Annotated in this window: 15 protein-coding genes; 7 read left to right on the top strand and 8 right to left on the bottom strand. The window is 67.8% G+C overall.

The window, feature by feature from the left end; genetic code table 11:
- Nucleotides 1-84: 84 nt before the first annotated feature.
- Nucleotides 85-774: a DUF4333 domain-containing protein gene (locus tag ACQPW1_RS31715; RefSeq protein ID WP_433655434.1), complete on the top strand. Its 690-nt coding sequence runs from the start codon at nt 85-87 to the stop codon at nt 772-774.
- A 174-nt stretch (nt 775-948) separates the two neighbouring features.
- Here the strand turns inward: ACQPW1_RS31715 and ACQPW1_RS31710 are convergent, their stop codons facing one another.
- On the bottom strand, nt 949-2172 hold the full coding sequence (locus ACQPW1_RS31710) for an IS110 family transposase (RefSeq protein WP_433654210.1): 1224 nt from the start codon (nt 2170-2172) through the stop codon (nt 949-951).
- A 314-nt stretch (nt 2173-2486) separates the two neighbouring features.
- A complete protein-coding gene (locus tag ACQPW1_RS31705; RefSeq protein ID WP_433655433.1) occupies nt 2487-3458 on the bottom strand; it encodes a 5'-3' exonuclease in 972 nt (323 codons plus the stop codon).
- Nucleotides 3459-3697: 239 nt separating this feature from the next.
- Here ACQPW1_RS31705 and ACQPW1_RS31700 point away from each other — a divergent pair, with 239 nt between their 5' ends.
- Nucleotides 3698-4825, top strand: coding sequence for a M24 family metallopeptidase (locus ACQPW1_RS31700; protein ID WP_433655432.1), 1128 nt, complete (start codon nt 3698-3700; stop codon nt 4823-4825).
- A 224-nt stretch (nt 4826-5049) separates the two neighbouring features.
- On the opposite strand, the gene ACQPW1_RS31695 is transcribed toward ACQPW1_RS31700, so the two are convergent.
- On the bottom strand, nt 5050-5484 hold the full coding sequence (locus ACQPW1_RS31695) for a PPOX class F420-dependent oxidoreductase (protein WP_433655431.1): 435 nt from the start codon (nt 5482-5484) through the stop codon (nt 5050-5052).
- Between the two features lie 160 nt (nt 5485-5644).
- On the opposite strand from ACQPW1_RS31695, the gene ACQPW1_RS31690 reads away from it, so the two are divergent.
- The 4 genes from ACQPW1_RS31690 to ACQPW1_RS31675 all read left to right on the top strand — a co-directional run bounded on the left by ACQPW1_RS31690 (nt 5645) and on the right by ACQPW1_RS31675 (nt 9316).
- Complete coding sequence (locus ACQPW1_RS31690) at nt 5645-6400, top strand: SDR family NAD(P)-dependent oxidoreductase (RefSeq protein WP_433655430.1); 756 nt, start codon at nt 5645-5647, stop codon at nt 6398-6400.
- Nucleotides 6401-6602: 202 nt separating this feature from the next.
- Nucleotides 6603-7850, top strand: a complete 1248-nt coding sequence (cbiE, locus tag ACQPW1_RS31685) for a precorrin-6y C5,15-methyltransferase (decarboxylating) subunit CbiE (protein ID WP_433655429.1) — start codon at nt 6603-6605, stop codon at nt 7848-7850.
- 102 nt (nt 7851-7952) lie between these two features.
- A complete protein-coding gene (locus ACQPW1_RS31680; RefSeq protein ID WP_433655428.1) occupies nt 7953-8576 on the top strand; it encodes a DUF6861 domain-containing protein in 624 nt (207 codons plus the stop codon).
- The gene (locus ACQPW1_RS31675; protein WP_433665378.1) at nt 8573-9316 is read left to right on the top strand and encodes a cobalt-precorrin-6A reductase; all 744 of its coding nucleotides are present in this window, start codon (nt 8573-8575) and stop codon (nt 9314-9316) included. Before ACQPW1_RS31680 ends, ACQPW1_RS31675 begins: the two co-directional genes overlap by 4 nt.
- On the opposite strand, the gene ACQPW1_RS31670 is transcribed toward ACQPW1_RS31675, so the two are convergent.
- The 5 genes from ACQPW1_RS31670 to ACQPW1_RS31650 all read right to left on the bottom strand — a co-directional run bounded on the left by ACQPW1_RS31670 (nt 9302) and on the right by ACQPW1_RS31650 (nt 13363).
- Nucleotides 9302-9832, bottom strand: a complete 531-nt coding sequence (locus ACQPW1_RS31670; protein ID WP_433655427.1) for a PadR family transcriptional regulator — start codon at nt 9830-9832, stop codon at nt 9302-9304. The two genes, ACQPW1_RS31675 and ACQPW1_RS31670, sit on opposite strands and share 15 nt — an antisense overlap.
- Before the next feature lie 73 nt (nt 9833-9905).
- Nucleotides 9906-10172, bottom strand: a complete 267-nt coding sequence (locus tag ACQPW1_RS31665) for a hypothetical protein (protein ID WP_433655426.1) — start codon at nt 10170-10172, stop codon at nt 9906-9908.
- Nucleotides 10173-10204: 32 nt separating this feature from the next.
- Nucleotides 10205-12151 carry a precorrin-3B C(17)-methyltransferase gene (gene cobJ / locus ACQPW1_RS31660; RefSeq protein ID WP_433655425.1) on the bottom strand — a complete coding sequence of 649 codons (1947 nt, stop codon included), beginning with the start codon at nt 12149-12151 and terminating at the stop codon, nt 10205-10207.
- A 23-nt stretch (nt 12152-12174) separates the two neighbouring features.
- Entirely contained in the window at nt 12175-12810 is a 636-nt protein-coding gene (locus ACQPW1_RS31655) for a precorrin-8X methylmutase (protein ID WP_433655424.1), read from the bottom strand.
- Nucleotides 12811-12925: 115 nt separating this feature from the next.
- Nucleotides 12926-13363 (bottom strand): Lrp/AsnC family transcriptional regulator, encoded by a 438-nt coding sequence (locus ACQPW1_RS31650; RefSeq protein WP_433655423.1) that lies wholly within the window; start codon nt 13361-13363, stop codon nt 12926-12928.
- A 138-nt stretch (nt 13364-13501) separates the two neighbouring features.
- On the opposite strand from ACQPW1_RS31650, the gene ddaH reads away from it, so the two are divergent.
- Nucleotides 13502-14344: a dimethylargininase gene (ddaH, locus tag ACQPW1_RS31645; protein ID WP_433655422.1), complete on the top strand. Its 843-nt coding sequence runs from the start codon at nt 13502-13504 to the stop codon at nt 14342-14344.
- Nucleotides 14345-14413: the final 69 nt, after the last annotated feature.

Raw genomic sequence — 14413 nt, 5'->3', positions numbered from 1 at the left:
GACCGTGGCGGAGGACTCGAGTTATCCGACCGTTCCCACGCGGGGGGCTACCGTGTGTACAACGATGCGAGTGGAGGCAACCAGATGAGCGGCCCGTTTGGACCCAGCGAACCCGGGGAGGGACGCAACGATCCCACCCAGCAGTGGGGTGGACAGCAGGCACCCGGCGGGACCCCTCAGTGGGGTGGTCAACCGCAGACGCCTGCCTCGGCACAGCCGACCCAGCAGTGGGGTGGTGAGCAGCAGCCGCCGCAGCAGCCGTGGGGTCAGCCGCCGCAGCAGCCCGCCCAGCAGCCGTGGGGCCAGCAGCCCAGTCCGCAGTGGGGTCAGCCCGGTCAGCAGAGCCAGCCGCAGTGGGGCCAGGCCCAGCCGCAGGATTGGCAGCAGGGCCAGCCCCCGCAGCAGCAGTGGGGCCAGCAGCAACCGCAGTGGGGCGGCCAGCAGCCAGCCCCGCAGTCCGGCGGCAAGGGGAAAGGCCTGGTCATCGGCCTGGTTGTGCTCGGTGTCGTCGTCATCGGCGCCATCATCGCCCTCGTGCTCCTGCTGACCTCCAAGGACAAGCTGGACCAGTCCGCCGTCCAGGACGGCGTGAAGAAGGTCCTCACCGACTCCTACGGCATCCAAGACGTCAGCGACGTCTCCTGCCCCTCCGGCCAGGAAGTCAAGGTCGACGCCACCTTCGACTGCAGCCTCAAGGTCAGCGGCGAAGGCAAGAAGGTGACCATCAAGATCACCAAAGACGACGGAACCTACGAGGTAGGTCGCCCGAACTAGCCCTCACTCGCCCTCAACCTCCCCGGTCGGCCCGCTTCGGTGGGCCGACCGTTGGTTTCTCCGCGTACGCCCGCGGACGGTGCCGCTCGTGGACGAGTTTCTCGAGATCCGCACTCGGAATAGGGCCCTAAAGGCAGTGCGGATCCCGAGAAAGACATCCCAGGAGCTTGAATGTCAAGCAGCGGACTGCTGAGCTGGGTCGGGCCAGGCTGTGGTCTCGTTGTAGAGGGTTCCGGTTTTGAGGCAGCCGTGCAGGATCCCGACGAGTCGGTTGGCGAGCTGGCGTAGCGCGGCGTAGTGACCGACACCGCGGGCTCGCTGACGGTCGTAGTAGTCGCGGGCGCCCCGGGACCACATCAGCGCGGATTGCGCCTGGGTGGTGAGGGCGTCGATGAGCCGGTCGTTGTGTACGAACCGGGCCAGGGCGACCTTCTTCTTGCCCGACGCGCGGGTGATCGGGGAGGTGCCCGCGTAGTTCTTGCGGGCTTTGGCGCTGCGGTAGCGGTCGGGGTCGTCACCGAACTCTGCGAGCACCCGGGCACCGAGGACCTGTCCCAAACCGGGCTGGGACGCGATGATCTCAGCGGCCGGGTGCTGCCCAAAATGCGCCTCGACCTGCCCCTGCAACGTCTTGATCTGGGTGTTGAGGACAGTCAGGACCGCCAGCAGCGCCTGGACCGAGGCTGCGTAGGCCTGCGCCACGACCTCGGGCTGGCCGAGCTGCTCGCTGCGCAGTGCGGCCGCAATAGCGGTGGCTTTGTCGGCGACGTTGCGGCGGCGCGCCCGCTTCAACGCGGCACTGATCTGGGGGATCGTGAGCCGGGCCGCCGCAGCTGGGGTGGGTGCTTTGGCGAGCAGTTCCAGGGTGTCGGCGGCGTCGAGGTCGTCGAACGCGGCCAGCGCGGCGGGGAAGTAGTCACGCAGAGCGTGACGCAACCGCTGGGTGTGGCGAGTTCGGTCCCAGATCATCGTCTTGTGAGCACGGGCCACCACCTTCACGGCCTCGGCTCGCGCGGAATCCCCAGCGACAGGTCGCAATTCGTGGGAATGGGTGCGGACCATATCCGCCAGCACGTGAGCGTCACCAGCGTCGCTTTTGGCACCCGAGACTCCCAGCCGGTCCCGAAACCTGGCCGCCTGCAATGGATTCACCGCCAGTACCGTGTATCCGGCGGCGACCAGCGCCCCGACCCAGGGACCGCGGTCGGTCTCGATCCCGACCAGGACCTCGACCTCGTCGGCGTCGTCGACCAGGCCGCCGAGGATCGCGTGCAGTCTCGCCATTCCGGCGACGCCCTCGGGCACGCGCGTTTTGGCCAGGCGGCGCCCGGCGGTGTCCATCACCTCCACGTCGTGGTGGTCTTCAGCCCAGTCATCTCCTACGAACAGTCGCAACAATCCTCCAATTGCTAATGCCGATCACCGTCGAGCAGCCAGCAGGAGAACCATCAGCGACCTAATCAAGCAGTGCTCACGCCCATTCGGGCGGGCACGACATCCCAGCAGCGATCAACTCTCCCGGCCTACCGGCAGGGGCACGGTCTTTCTCCAGGACTCGAAGTCCAGGGTGCGAAAGTGCTCACCTACCGGCCGGCTACTACCAGGAGTGTGCCGGATAGCTCACTCCCAGAACTGATTAGGGTGCGGCTGTTGGCGACAGCGGTGTTGTTCCGGGCTGACGGCACGTGGTGCGGCGGCGGGGCTTCTGCTGTCTAGCCGGTTCGGGTGGCGAGGGCCTTGATCAGGCGGGTGATCGGGCTTTCGGCGTTGTAGGCGGTGGCCAGTTCGCGGAGGCGGTCGGGGTCGGCGGGGGTGGTGGAGAGGGTGTCGGGGCGGGAGAGGTCGACGTCGGCGTCGCAGACGACGCGGACCACCGGGGCTGCTGCCTTCAAATACTCTTCTGCCGCACGGAGTTTGGCGCGGATGCCCTGGGCGAGGTCGGCGTCGGGGTCGTCGACGGCGGCGACAAGTGCTTCCAGCGAACCGAATCGGGTGATCAGCAGCGATGCGGACTTCTCGCCGATGCCCGCGACGCCGGGCAGGCCGTCGGAGGCGTCGCCGCGCAGGGTAGCGAGGTCGGCGTAGGCGCGGCCCGCATTCTCCAGCGGCACACCGTATTTGGTGGAAACCTCGGCCGGGCCGAACAGCTCGGCCTTGGCCAGTCCGCGTCCCGCGTAGAGCACTCGCACCGGAGGCTTGGGGGTGTCGCGGACGAGTTGCAGCAGGTCGCGGTCGCCGCTGACGACCACCACGTCGTCGGTGGTCTCGCGAGTGGCCAGCGTGCCGAGCACGTCGTCGGCTTCCAGCCCCTCCGCGCCGCCGGTCGCGATTCCGGCCGCCGCGAGTACCTCGAGGATCATGTCGACCTGCGGGGTCAGCGTGTCCGGCACCGTCTCGGCGCCCGGCCCCGCGTCCGCGGAGGTATCGAGCCGGTGCGCCTTGTACGACGGCACCAGGTCGACGCGGAACGTCGGCCGCCAGTTCAGGTCGAGGCACACCACCAACCGGCTCGGCGCGTGCTTGGTGATCAGCGACGCGACCATATCGGTGAACCCGCGCAACGCATTGACCGATCGCCCGTCCGGCGCCGTGATCTTCTCGGGAATCGCGTGAAAAGCACGGAACCACAGGCTCGCCCCATCCAGGAGCAACAGCGGTCCACCGGAATGCGCAGCAGAAGTCACGCGCTGAGGCTACCTCCCACCCCCGACAATCCCTCGATGATCCAGCACCGACGTGGCAGCTGACCTGAGCTCGGCATCGCGAGCCCCTCCTCGCACAGCCTGTTGTGCCTCCACACAGCTTTCAACCGGTCGAGGGCTGTGTGGGGTCGTGACGGCGTGTGCGAAGACGGTGCGGGTGGGGGAAGCGGAGGCGGGAGCTCGGGTTCGTTTGGGCGGGTCGGACAGGTAACGTCGGATGAATGAGCTCGCATACGGATTCCAGGTTCGCGGCGGACATTTACGGGGAGCGGTTGGAACGGGCGGTGCAGCTGATGCGGGCCGCCCATCTGGACGCCCTGTTGATCACTCCGGGCCCGGATCTGCGCTATCTGATCGGGTCAGCCGCCGAGTCCTTCGAACGGTTGACCTGCCTGGTTATCCCCGCCGACGGCGCGACGCCGTCGGTCGTCATCCCGAAGCTGGAGCTGGCTTCGTTGGAGGGTTCCGCGGCCGGTGAACTCGGCTTGCAGGTCCTGGACTGGGTCGACGGCGTCGATCCGTACGGCGTGGTGAAGTCCGCGCTGCACGTCGGCTCGCGCGTGGCCGTCGCCGACGCGATGCCCGCCCTGCACCTGATCCCGCTGGCCGAGTCGTTCACCGGCCTGCCCGCCTCCGCCACCCCCGTGCTGCGCGAGCTGCGCATGATCAAGGACGCCGCCGAGATCGACGCGCTGCGCCGGGCCGGCGCGGCGATCGACCGGGTGCACGCGCGGATGGGCGAGTTCCTCCAGGTCGGTCGCACCGAGGCCGAGGTCGGTGCGGACATCGCGGCCGCCATCGTCGAGGAGGGCCACACCGAGGCCGCGTTCGTCATCGTCGGCAGCGGCCCGCACGGCGCCGACCCGCACCACCACGACTCCGAGCGACGGATCGAATCCGGCGATATCGTCGTCATCGACATCGGCGGCCCGGTCAACCCCGGCTACTACTCGGACTCGACCCGCACCTACGCGCTCGGCGAGCCCGACCCGAAGCGGGCGGCCCGCTTCGCGGTGCTGGAGCAGGCCCAGGCCGCGGCGGTGGCCGCCGTCCGCCCCGGCGTCACCGCCGAGTCCGTCGACGCCGCCGCTCGAAATGTGTTGAAGGAGGCCGGTTTAGGCGAGGCCTTCGTGCACCGCACCGGCCACGGCATCGGCCTGTCCGTCCACGAAGAGCCCTACATCGTCGAAGGCAACGACCTGGTCCTGCAACAGGGCATGGCGTTCAGCATCGAGCCCGGCATCTACTTCCGCGGCGACTGGGGCGCCCGCATCGAAGACATCGTCGTAGTCACCGAAGACGGCTGCGAATCCATGAACCAGCGCCCCCACGGGCTGACGGTCCTGTAACCGACCAAACCCTGACAGCTGCACCGCTTGCCGGGATCTGCACTCGTTCTGGAGCCCAGAATGGATGTGGATCCCAAAGCGGTGCGGCTGCACCCGTATTCGGGCCGAACAGTCGCCGGGTGCGCCGCCATTGCGACTCCAGGGCGCTGTCTATTTCACCAGTCGCACGGGCTGATGGCGCTGTAGAGTCCGGCGGCGTAGCACGGCAGGGTTCGGCAGCGGTGCTACTGCGGGTCAGGGGTGCTGGCGTCGACCGGCGGGGTGACCAGGGTGGAGCTGGACAGGACGCGGTTGACCTGGATCGCGATGACCACGCGGGTCGGGTTTTCGCGGGGGACTCGGTAGCGGCCTGCGTAGCGATGTTCCGCCTCGGCGACGGAATCCGGGTCGTCGAGCACGGTTGCGGGGCCCTCGAGGGTGAGCCATCGGCGGCCCTCGACCTGGCTCACGGCCGCGTATCCGCCGCGGCGCACGTTGCGCACCTTCGCCGATCCGCCGTCGGTGATCACCCTGGCAATCCCGGCCTCCGGGTCCCAGGTGAATCCCACCGCGACGACGTGCGGTGTTCCGTTGGCCCGCAACGTGGTCAACGTGGCGAGGTGCCGTTCGGTCACGAATTCGAGCGCTGCGGGGGAAAGCTCCACGGTCTTGGTCGGCATCCCCCGACGGTAGCGGTTGCCCGGTTCGCTGCTCGTGGGGGCTCGGAGACAGCGTGATCGACGGCGGATCATCGAGGTCGCTGACGCGAAAGGGCTCACCGATGTCCCGTTGGTCGTGGGGTGGAGGGGGTGGGCGGGGGTGGAATGTCAGACTTAGCGCATGGGATTGCGAGGGATTGCGGAGGGGACGGTGCTGCTGCTCGGCGGGCGCAGCGAGATCGGGCTCGAGGTGGCGCGGCGGCTGGCGCCGGGGCAGGTGGTGATTCTCGCGGCGCGGCGCAGCGGTGACCTGGCCGAGCAGGTCACGGCACTGACGGAGGGTGGGGCCTCGGCCGTGCACTGCGTGGAGTTCGATGCCGACGACACGGCGAATCATCCGGCCTTCTTCGAGAAGATCGCGGCCGAGTACGGGCAGATCGGGGTGGCGATCCTCGCGTTCGGCGTGCTCGGCGATCAGGCGCGGGCCGAACAGGATCCGGCGCACGCGCTCGCCGTGGTGCACACCGACTACGTTGCTCAGGTCAGTGTGCTCACCACGCTCGCGAATCTGCTTCGCGCGCAAGGCGAAGGACAGCTCGTCGTGTTCAGTTCGATCGCAGGCGTGCGGGTCCGCCGGGCCAACTATGTGTACGGATCGGCTAAGGCAGGCCTCGACGGCTTCGCCAGTGGACTCGCGGATGCGTTGCACGGCACCGGCGTTCACCTCCTGCTGGTGCGTTCCGGCTTCGTTATCGGCCGAATGACCGAGGGCATGGACCCGGCGCCGTTCTCCAGCACTCCCGACCAGGTTGCCGCCGCAGTGGTCAAAGGACTGCACAAACGTGCGGGAACCGTCGCGACGCCCGTCATCCTTCGGCCCATCTTCTTCGCGATGCATCTACTGCCCCAAGCGATCTGGCGCCGGATGCCGCTGTGAGCGGTTGGCAGGGCGACACGATCCGGGTGGCGACGCTATGTCACGGTGTACTCGGTCTCGCGCAACGCGCTACTGCAGGCCGCGTGCGCGCTGATGGGCAGCGTGCTGCCGCAGGCGGCGCCCGCCCTGACGTTCAGAGCGTTGCAGGCCGCGGACGCCCTGCCGATTGCCGCATGGTGCACGTGCTGTCAGGTGAACGCGGATGACGGTTGTGTGGTCTGGCCCGCCGGTTGTCGTGGCCGGGATCGGAGCAGACGGGTGGGATGGGCTCGGGCGTTCGGCGCGGGAGACTATTGCGAAAGCCGAGGTGCTGTTCGGGTCTGCGCGGCAGCTTGCCCTTGTGCCGGAACGGGATTCGGTGGGGGAGCGGGTGGTGTGGCCGTCGCCGTTGGTGCCTGCGCTGGCTGGATTGTTCGAACGGTATGCCGGGGCGCGGGTGTGTGTGCTGGCCAGCGGGGATCCGATGTTCTATGGGATCGGGGTGACGTTGGCGCGGTTGTTGGGAGCGCAGGCGCTTCGGGTTCTGCCGCAGCCGTCGTCGGCGTCGTTGGCGTGTGCGCGGTTGGGGTGGGGGTTGGCGGAGACGCCGGTGGTCAGTGTGGTTGGGCGTCCATTGGAGACAGTGCTCCCGGAGTTGGTCGACGGCCGACGCGTGCTGGTGCTCAGTGCAGATGAGCAAACGCCGAGATGTCTTGCGGAGTTGTTGGGACGCAATGGGTTCGGAGATTCTGCGCTGACCGTGCTGGAGCAGTTGGGTGGTTCGGCGGAGCATATCGAGACCGGAATCGCGAAGCAGTGGCAGCGACCCGCCGGGGACCCACTGAACATCGTGGCGATCGAATGCACCGCGGACCCTGAGCGCATCCGAGCAACACGATCACCCGGCCTACCGGACGAACTCTTCAGCGGCGATGGACAACTCACCAAGAACGAGGTGCGCGCCCTGACGCTGTCCGCCCTGGCCCCCGCCCCCGGCGAACTGCTGTGGGACATCGGCGGCGGATCGGGCAGCATCGCGATCGAATGGTGCCGCACCCATCCCAGCTGCCGCGCAATCACTTTCGAGCGAGTCGAGCATCGACGGCAACAGATCACCGACAACGCCGTAGCTTTGGGCGTCCCACAGGTCGTCGTGCACGGCGAGGCCCGCACGGAACTAGCGCGGGACGACGCCGAATTCGCCGCTCCGGACGCCATTTTCATCGGCGGCGGACTCACCGAGGATGGCCTGTTCGAGACATGCTGGGCGCAGCTGCGACAAGGTGGCAGGCTGGTCGCGAACGCGGTGACCGCGGAATCGGAATCGCTGCTGCTCGGCTGGGCGGCCGAGCGCGGCGGCACATTGCGGAAGTTTCAGATCTACCGTGCGGAGCCGCTGGGATCATTCACGACGTGGCGCCCACAACTGCCCGTCACGCAATTGTCAGTTGTGAAACTGCACAATGCATGACGGCAAAATGAGGTCCACGAATGAAATGACTCCATCCCAGCAGGTAGGGTCGGGGCCGAGATCCGGTCATGATCGGAAATCCGGTTCCTGATGGGGAGATAGATGAAATACAAGAAGTTCGCCGCCACCGCACTTTTGGCCATCGCCGCCACCGGCATCACCGCGGGCACCGCGTATGCCGCGCCCGCGCCCACACCGCCCGCGGTGCAGGATCAGACCGCCGCCGCCCCGAGCGTCAAGGGTCAGGACCAGGGCATCAGCTACGCGCTGCAGCTGGCCGACGCGGGCAAGTCGGTCGTCACCAACGTCACCGGCGGTGCGTTCAGCCTGGCCACCGACAAGCAGTCGGTCACCTTGAAGAATGCCGCGGGCGACACCGTCACCACCATTCCGCTCACGCAGACGGCCAAGGGTGAGCAGGTGGAGATCGCCGCCGCCATCGCCGACGACGCCACGCAGCTGACGCTGACCCCGAAGGTCGCGCCGACCGCGAACGCGCCGGTCGCCGCCGAGTTCATCGGCGCGCAGGACTGGTTCTTCGCCGAGCTGCAGCGCAGTTCGCTGGGCGCACTCGTCGGCGGATTGATCGGCGCCGCTATCGGCATCCTGTTCTTCGGTGTCGGGATCCTGCCCGGTGCCGTGCTCGGCGCGATCATCGGTCTTGCCGTCGCGGGCGGGCCGTCGCTGCTGAACGCGGGCATCGCCTACTTCAGCGGCCAACCCTGAAGACCCTGATTCTGGGCGGTACCCGGGAAGCCCGGGTACTCGCCGACATCGCTTCCGGCGAGCAAGGATTCGACATCGTCTCCTCGCTCGCCGGTCGCGTTCGTGACCCTCTGATGCCGGTCGGCGCGGTACGCGTCGGCGGCTTCGGTGGAGTCGACGGCCTGCGGGAATGGTTGGTGGCCAACGAAATCGACACTGTCGTGGATGCCACCCACCCGTTCGCGGGCATCATCAGCGCGAATGCCGCTGCCGCCGCGGCGGCGTTGCGCCTGCCGCTCGTCCATCTGCGGCGGCCGGGCTGGTCGGCACAGACCGGCGACCAGTGGATTCGGGTACCCGATCTTGCCGCCGCCGCGAAGACCGTTGCTGACCTCGGTGATCGCGTCTTCCTGACCATCGGCCGTCAGGGTGTCGGCGCGTTCGCGGGACTGACCCGCCCCTGGTTTCTGATCCGCGCCATCGATCCACCCGAGGGCGCGCTCCCGCCGCATCACGAATTACTGCTTGCCCGTGGGCCTTTCGCGGTCGATGACGAATCCCGGCTGTTGGCGGATCGGCGTATCGATGTGCTGGTGACCAAGGACAGCGGCGGCGACCAGACCGAGGCCAAGCTGACCGCCGCCCGTTCGGCGGGCCTGCCGGTGGTCATGGTCGGCCGGCCGCCTCTGCCCGAGGCTGCCGTCGTGATGGAAAACGTTGCGCAGGTGTGGGATTGGCTCCAGGAGTCAGCTGCCCAGTAGTTCGGGCAGGCGGTCGAACCAATCGAGCACCGCCCGTTCGTATCTGATGCCGAAATCCAGCGTCGCGCGGGCGTAGGACGGCAGGTCGGTGGGATCGTCGTCGAGGTACTTGCTGAGTCTCGCCTGGTGAATCTCCTTGTTGGCGGCGATGATTCGGTTGAGATGCGGGCGATCGAGGTGGTCGCCGAAGGAGAGCGTCAAGAGCAGTGGGAAGCGGATGTTTTCGCCGCCGGGGTCGCGGGCGATCCACTCCAGGAAGGCTTCCCGTCCTGCGTCGGTGATCAGATAAGGCGTGCGCTCACGGGCCCCCGGGGCGCCCTTTTCGACCAGGCCTGCCCCGTCCATCGTGGCGAGTTCCCGGTAGACCTGGCTTTGCGTGATCGTCCAGAAGTCGCCGATGCGGTCCTGGGCCTTGGCCACCAGATCCCAGCCCGACATGGGTCCTTCGTGTAGAAATCCGAGCAGCGACGCGGCCGTGGAGTTCAACGGCTTGCGGCTGGTCGCGGTGTTCGTCAACCGACTGCTCCCTTCGCTATCAACCTTCCATAGTGGAATGTTATACGAACGTGCGCCGGATCGGCGGTGTGCCCTACTTGCCGGCCAGCTGATCGAGCCGGGCCAGCACCAGCGCCATGCCCTCTTCCAACCGCGCCTGACCGAGGCGCAGTTCGACGAGGTCTTCTTCGATCTTCTCGGTGCGCTCCTCGATCCGGTCGATGCCGTCGAGCGCCTTTCTGGTGAGCGCCGCGAGTTCGCCGAGGACGTCGCCCTGCTCGTCGAGTGCTTGTTCGCCGGCGGTGGCTCGGGCCTCCAGGGCTCGGGCGCGCAGCGTCAGCTCCGACAGTGTCGCGGCCAAGATCCCTCCAATCGTCAGTGCGTCAGGAGATCTTACGCGTCCGCCGAGGTCGCGTCGCCTATGCCCGCGTACCGACGCGAGGTGTAAACGCGGACGCCCTGGTCGGTTTCCGTCGTCGCGGTGGTCGACGCGCCGATGATCAGCAGGGTGCGCATGTCGACCTCGGCCGGGTCGAGTTCGCCCAGCGGCACCACGCGGACGGACTCCGTCGGGCCGCCCACATCGCGGCCGAGCACCACGGGTGTGTCGGGCTTGCGATGCTCGAGCAGCAGGTCCCGCATGGCGCCGACCTGCCAGGTGCGCTGCGATGAAGCCGGGTTGTAGATGGCGATCGCCATGTCGGCGGCGGCCACCGCGGAAAGCCGTTGGGCGACAACCTCCCACGGTTTGAGGCGATCCGAGAGGGAGATCATCGCGTAGTCGTGTCCCAGCGGCGCGCCGACCCGGCTGGCCACCGCATTGGCCGCGGTGAGGCCGGGGAGCACCCGCACCGGTACGCCACGCCACTGTGGATCGGCAGCCTCCTCGAGCACCGCCGCCGCCATCGCGAACACTCCCGGATCGCCCGACGAGACCACCGCGACCCGAGCACCCCGCCTGGCCAAATCCAACGCCATGGCCGCGCGCTCCGACTCGACGCGGTTGTCGCTGGCATGCCTGCGCTGGCCGGGGCGCGACGGCACGCGATTGAGGTAGGTGGTGTAGCCGACCAGATCTGTTGCGTCAGCGAGCGCTTCGTGCACCTCGGTGGTCGTCCACTCGGCCGCACCGGGCCCCAGACCGACGACGACAACCTGACCTGCCCGGTCGGCAGTGCCGTTCTGTGAGGCGAAATGGTCCGCAGCTGAGCCGGATTCGTCGGCAGGTACCGCATCCGCGTGCGGTGCGGAGTCGCGATCGGCTCCCCGCTGGAGCACGGCGGCAATGGCATGCGCGACATCCGCGGTTCCGGAATCGCTCGCCCCGCCACGCTGTACGGGCGTCGCGGCGTCGTCTCGTGTGGGGTCGTAATTGAACTCTGCTGCAGGGAGATTCGTGCCCTGGACGGTCAGGGGTGCATTGGAACTCGCGCGCGGTGCGTGATCGTGGTCGGCACCGCGGGGTTCGCCTGTCTGCGTGGCGGGATCGGCGGATGTAGGGGAGCCCGCGGCGAGTCCCGGGCGGGTGTTGGTCGCGACATGCTGAGTCGCCGCATCCACTCGGGGGAGCGGGGTGGTCGGCGTCGGTCCCGGGACGAGGGTGATGGAGAAGTAGGGGACGTCCGCGTCGTCGACGTCGGCGGCGCGCAGCACGCGTTGACGGGTGCTGCTGGCGCGTTCGACGTAGTACGCGTCGGCAAGGCGGCCGGAGTCCGAAAGAGCTTGGCGTACACCAGGGTAGGTGCGGCCGAGCTTCATGATGGCGGCGGCTTCGGTATCGCGGAGTCGGCGGGTGAGTTCGTCGACGGGCATGGTTCCGGGCAGGATGGTCAGCACCTGCTCACCCTCGACCAGCGGGGTGCCGAGCGCCGCCGACGCCGCGCTCACCGAGGTGATGCCCGGAATGATCTCGGCCTCGAACCGGTCGGCCAACCGCCGGTGCATGTGCATGTAGGAGCTGTAGAACAGCGGGTCGCCCGCGGCGAGCAGTGCGACCGACCGCCCCGCCGCCAAGTGCCCGGCCAGCCGCAGCGCCGCCTGCTCGTAGAACTCATCGATCGCACCCTGGTAGCCGCCGGGATGATCGGTGGTCTCGGTGGTCACCGGATAGACGAGGTGCTCCTCCAGCTGCCCCGCCCGCATATACGGCGCGGCAATGCTTCTGGAGATGCTCCGCCCATGCCGCGCACTATGAAACGCGATCACATCGGCCTCGGCGATCACCCGTGCCGCCTTCACCGTGACCAGCTCGGGATCGCCCGGACCGAGCCCGACACCCCACAACTTGCCTGGCGCCGTTGGTGATTCGGCCTTCACCGATGCCACAGGATCTGCGCTCACCTGTCGTGTATCCGTGCCGTCCGTCATTCCTGTTCGCTCGCAATCGCATTCAGCGCGGACGCGGTGATGGCGCTGCCGCCGCGTCGGCCGCGGACGGTCAGGAACTCGATATCGCCGAAATCGACCAGGGCGTCCTTGGATTCGGCGGCGCCGATGAAGCCGACGGGGATACCGATGATGGCCGCGGGCCGAGGCGCGCCCGCATCGAGCATGTCGAGCAGATGGAACAGGGCGGTCGGCGCGTTTCCGATGGCGACAACGGCACCGTCGAGCCGATCGTGCCAGAGCTCGAGCGCCGCGGCGGAGCGCGTATTGCCCATGGCCGCTGCGAGTTCCGGCACGCTCGGATCGGTCAGAGTGCAGATCACCGCGTTGTCGGCGGGCAGCCGCTTGCGCGTGACACCGGACGCGACCATGTTCGCGTCACACAGAATCGGCGCCCCCGCCCGCAACGCGGCCCGCGCCGAAGCCACCACACCGGGCGAAAACGCCACGTCCCCGGCTAGATCCACCTGACCGCACCCGTGGATCATCCGCACCACCACCTGCGCCACGTCCGGCGGGAACCCACCGAGGTCCGCCTCGGCCCGGATCATCGCGAACGAGCGCCGATAGATCTCGGCCCCGTCGGTGAGGTAGCTGGCACGCACGTCGGACATGCGGTCCACCCTAAGAGGTGGGCTCTTGGCCAGGTCGGCGCGGGTAGCTGAGGCAACCGGCGTGGCGCGGCAACGGCTGGCCAGCCGTCGTACTCGGCGCGGCAGCCAAACGGTGTCAGGTGCGTGGGCGTTCGAGGATGCGGGACATCACGATGGAACTGCGGGTACGCCCGACCCGCGCGTTCTCACGAATCCGCTCGACGGTCACCTCGATCTCCGCCATGTCGGTCGCCATCACATGCACCAGGGCATCGGCCTCGCCCGCGATCGTCCACACGCCGACGACCTGCGGAATCGGTTCCAGACTGCGGCGCAATTCGGCGGGCGAGATGTTGTCGCGGTAGTACACCTCGACGTACGCCTCGGTCTTCCACCCCATCGCCGCCGGGTTCACCATCGCGGTGAAACCGGTGATCTGTTTACTCGCGACCATCCGATCGACGCGCCGTTTCACCGCGGGCGCGGTCAGTCCGACCGCACTGCCGATTTCCTGGAACGAGGCACGTGCGTGTCTGAGTAGGTGCTCCAGAATGTGCCGATCGATGTCGTCCACGTCACACCTGCTTCCTCGCTACACAATTATTCGATGTTCTAGGGCGGAAATGCGCAACGATTCGTTGTTCCTGGCGCAATAGTAGGCGAATTACGGTCGTGTGAGCCGCAAGATCGCGCCGACCTACCGGGAGACACGTTGACGTCTGTAGCCACCCTCCGCACCGAGTCCACCGCTCGTAAGCCGTTGCCGCGACGGTTCGTCATGTGCCGTCCGGACTACTTCGAGGTCACCTACTGCATCAACCCGTGGATGGATCCGGCCGCGCCGGTCGACCGCGCCCTCGCCGTGCTGCAGTGGGAAACGCTGCGCGCCACCTATGAGGAGTACGGGCACAAGGTCGACGTGGTACCCGGCGTGCCCGGCCTGCCCGACATGGTGTTCGCGGCCAACGGCGGCCTGATCGTCGGCGACCGCGCGATGTCGGCCAGGTTCACCCACCTGGAGCGGGCGGCCGAGGGCCCGGCCTATCACAACTGGTTCGCCCAGCACGGTCTCGCCGGACTGGTCGACGCCAAGGAGCTCAACGAGGGCGAGGGCGACTTCCTCCTGGTCGGCGACCGCTTGCTGGCGGGCATGGGCTTCCGTAGCTCGCTCGCCGCGCATCAGGAAGTGGCGCAGCACTTTTCGCGCGAGGTAGTGTCGCTGGAACTGGTCGACCCGCGCTTCTACCACCTCGACACCGTCCTGCTGCCCCTCGACGACACCACCGTCGCGTACTTCCCGCCCGCCTTCAGCGCGGCGAGCCAGGCGGTGCTCGCCGAGATGTTCCCCGACGCCATCGTCGCCACCGACGCCGACGCCGAGGTCCTCGGCTTGAACGGCGTCTGCGACGGTTTGAACGTCTTCCTGAGCAGCAAGGCCACCGCCCTGATCGAAGAGCTGCGCGCCCGCGGCTACAACCCCATCGGCATCGACATGTCCGAGCTGCTCAAGGCCGGCGGCAGCGTCAAGTGCTGCACGCTGGAAATCCACGAGTAGAGCTGCTCTCCCCAACGGGACTTGACGGCGGCGCTTCTCAGTCGATGCCGCCACCAAGTCCCGTTTGGC

This window comes from Nocardia sp. CA-128927, from assembly GCF_050955855.1.
In the GTDB taxonomy this organism is placed as follows: Bacteria; Actinomycetota; Actinomycetes; order Mycobacteriales; family Mycobacteriaceae; genus Nocardia.
The sequence above is the reverse complement of the archived record's forward strand: the minus strand, read 5'-3'. Positions and strand labels throughout refer to the sequence as shown.

What these genes read in the sequence shown, in the direction of transcription:
- ACQPW1_RS31715 (WP_433655434.1), top strand. Translation starts at nt 85, where the DNA reads ATGAGCGGCCCGTTTGGACCCAGCGAACCCGGGGAGGGACGCAACGAT.
- ACQPW1_RS31700 (WP_433655432.1), top strand. Translation starts at nt 3,698, where the DNA reads ATGAGCTCGCATACGGATTCCAGGTTCGCGGCGGACATTTACGGGGAG.
- ACQPW1_RS31695 (WP_433655431.1), bottom strand. Translation starts at nt 5,484, where the DNA reads ATGCCGACCAAGACCGTGGAGCTTTCCCCCGCAGCGCTCGAATTCGTG.
- ACQPW1_RS31690 (WP_433655430.1), top strand. Translation starts at nt 5,645, where the DNA reads ATGGGATTGCGAGGGATTGCGGAGGGGACGGTGCTGCTGCTCGGCGGG.
- cbiE (WP_433655429.1), top strand. Translation starts at nt 6,603, where the DNA reads ATGACGGTTGTGTGGTCTGGCCCGCCGGTTGTCGTGGCCGGGATCGGA.
- ACQPW1_RS31680 (WP_433655428.1), top strand. Translation starts at nt 7,953, where the DNA reads ATGAAATACAAGAAGTTCGCCGCCACCGCACTTTTGGCCATCGCCGCC.
- ACQPW1_RS31655 (WP_433655424.1), bottom strand. Translation starts at nt 12,810, where the DNA reads ATGTCCGACGTGCGTGCCAGCTACCTCACCGACGGGGCCGAGATCTAT.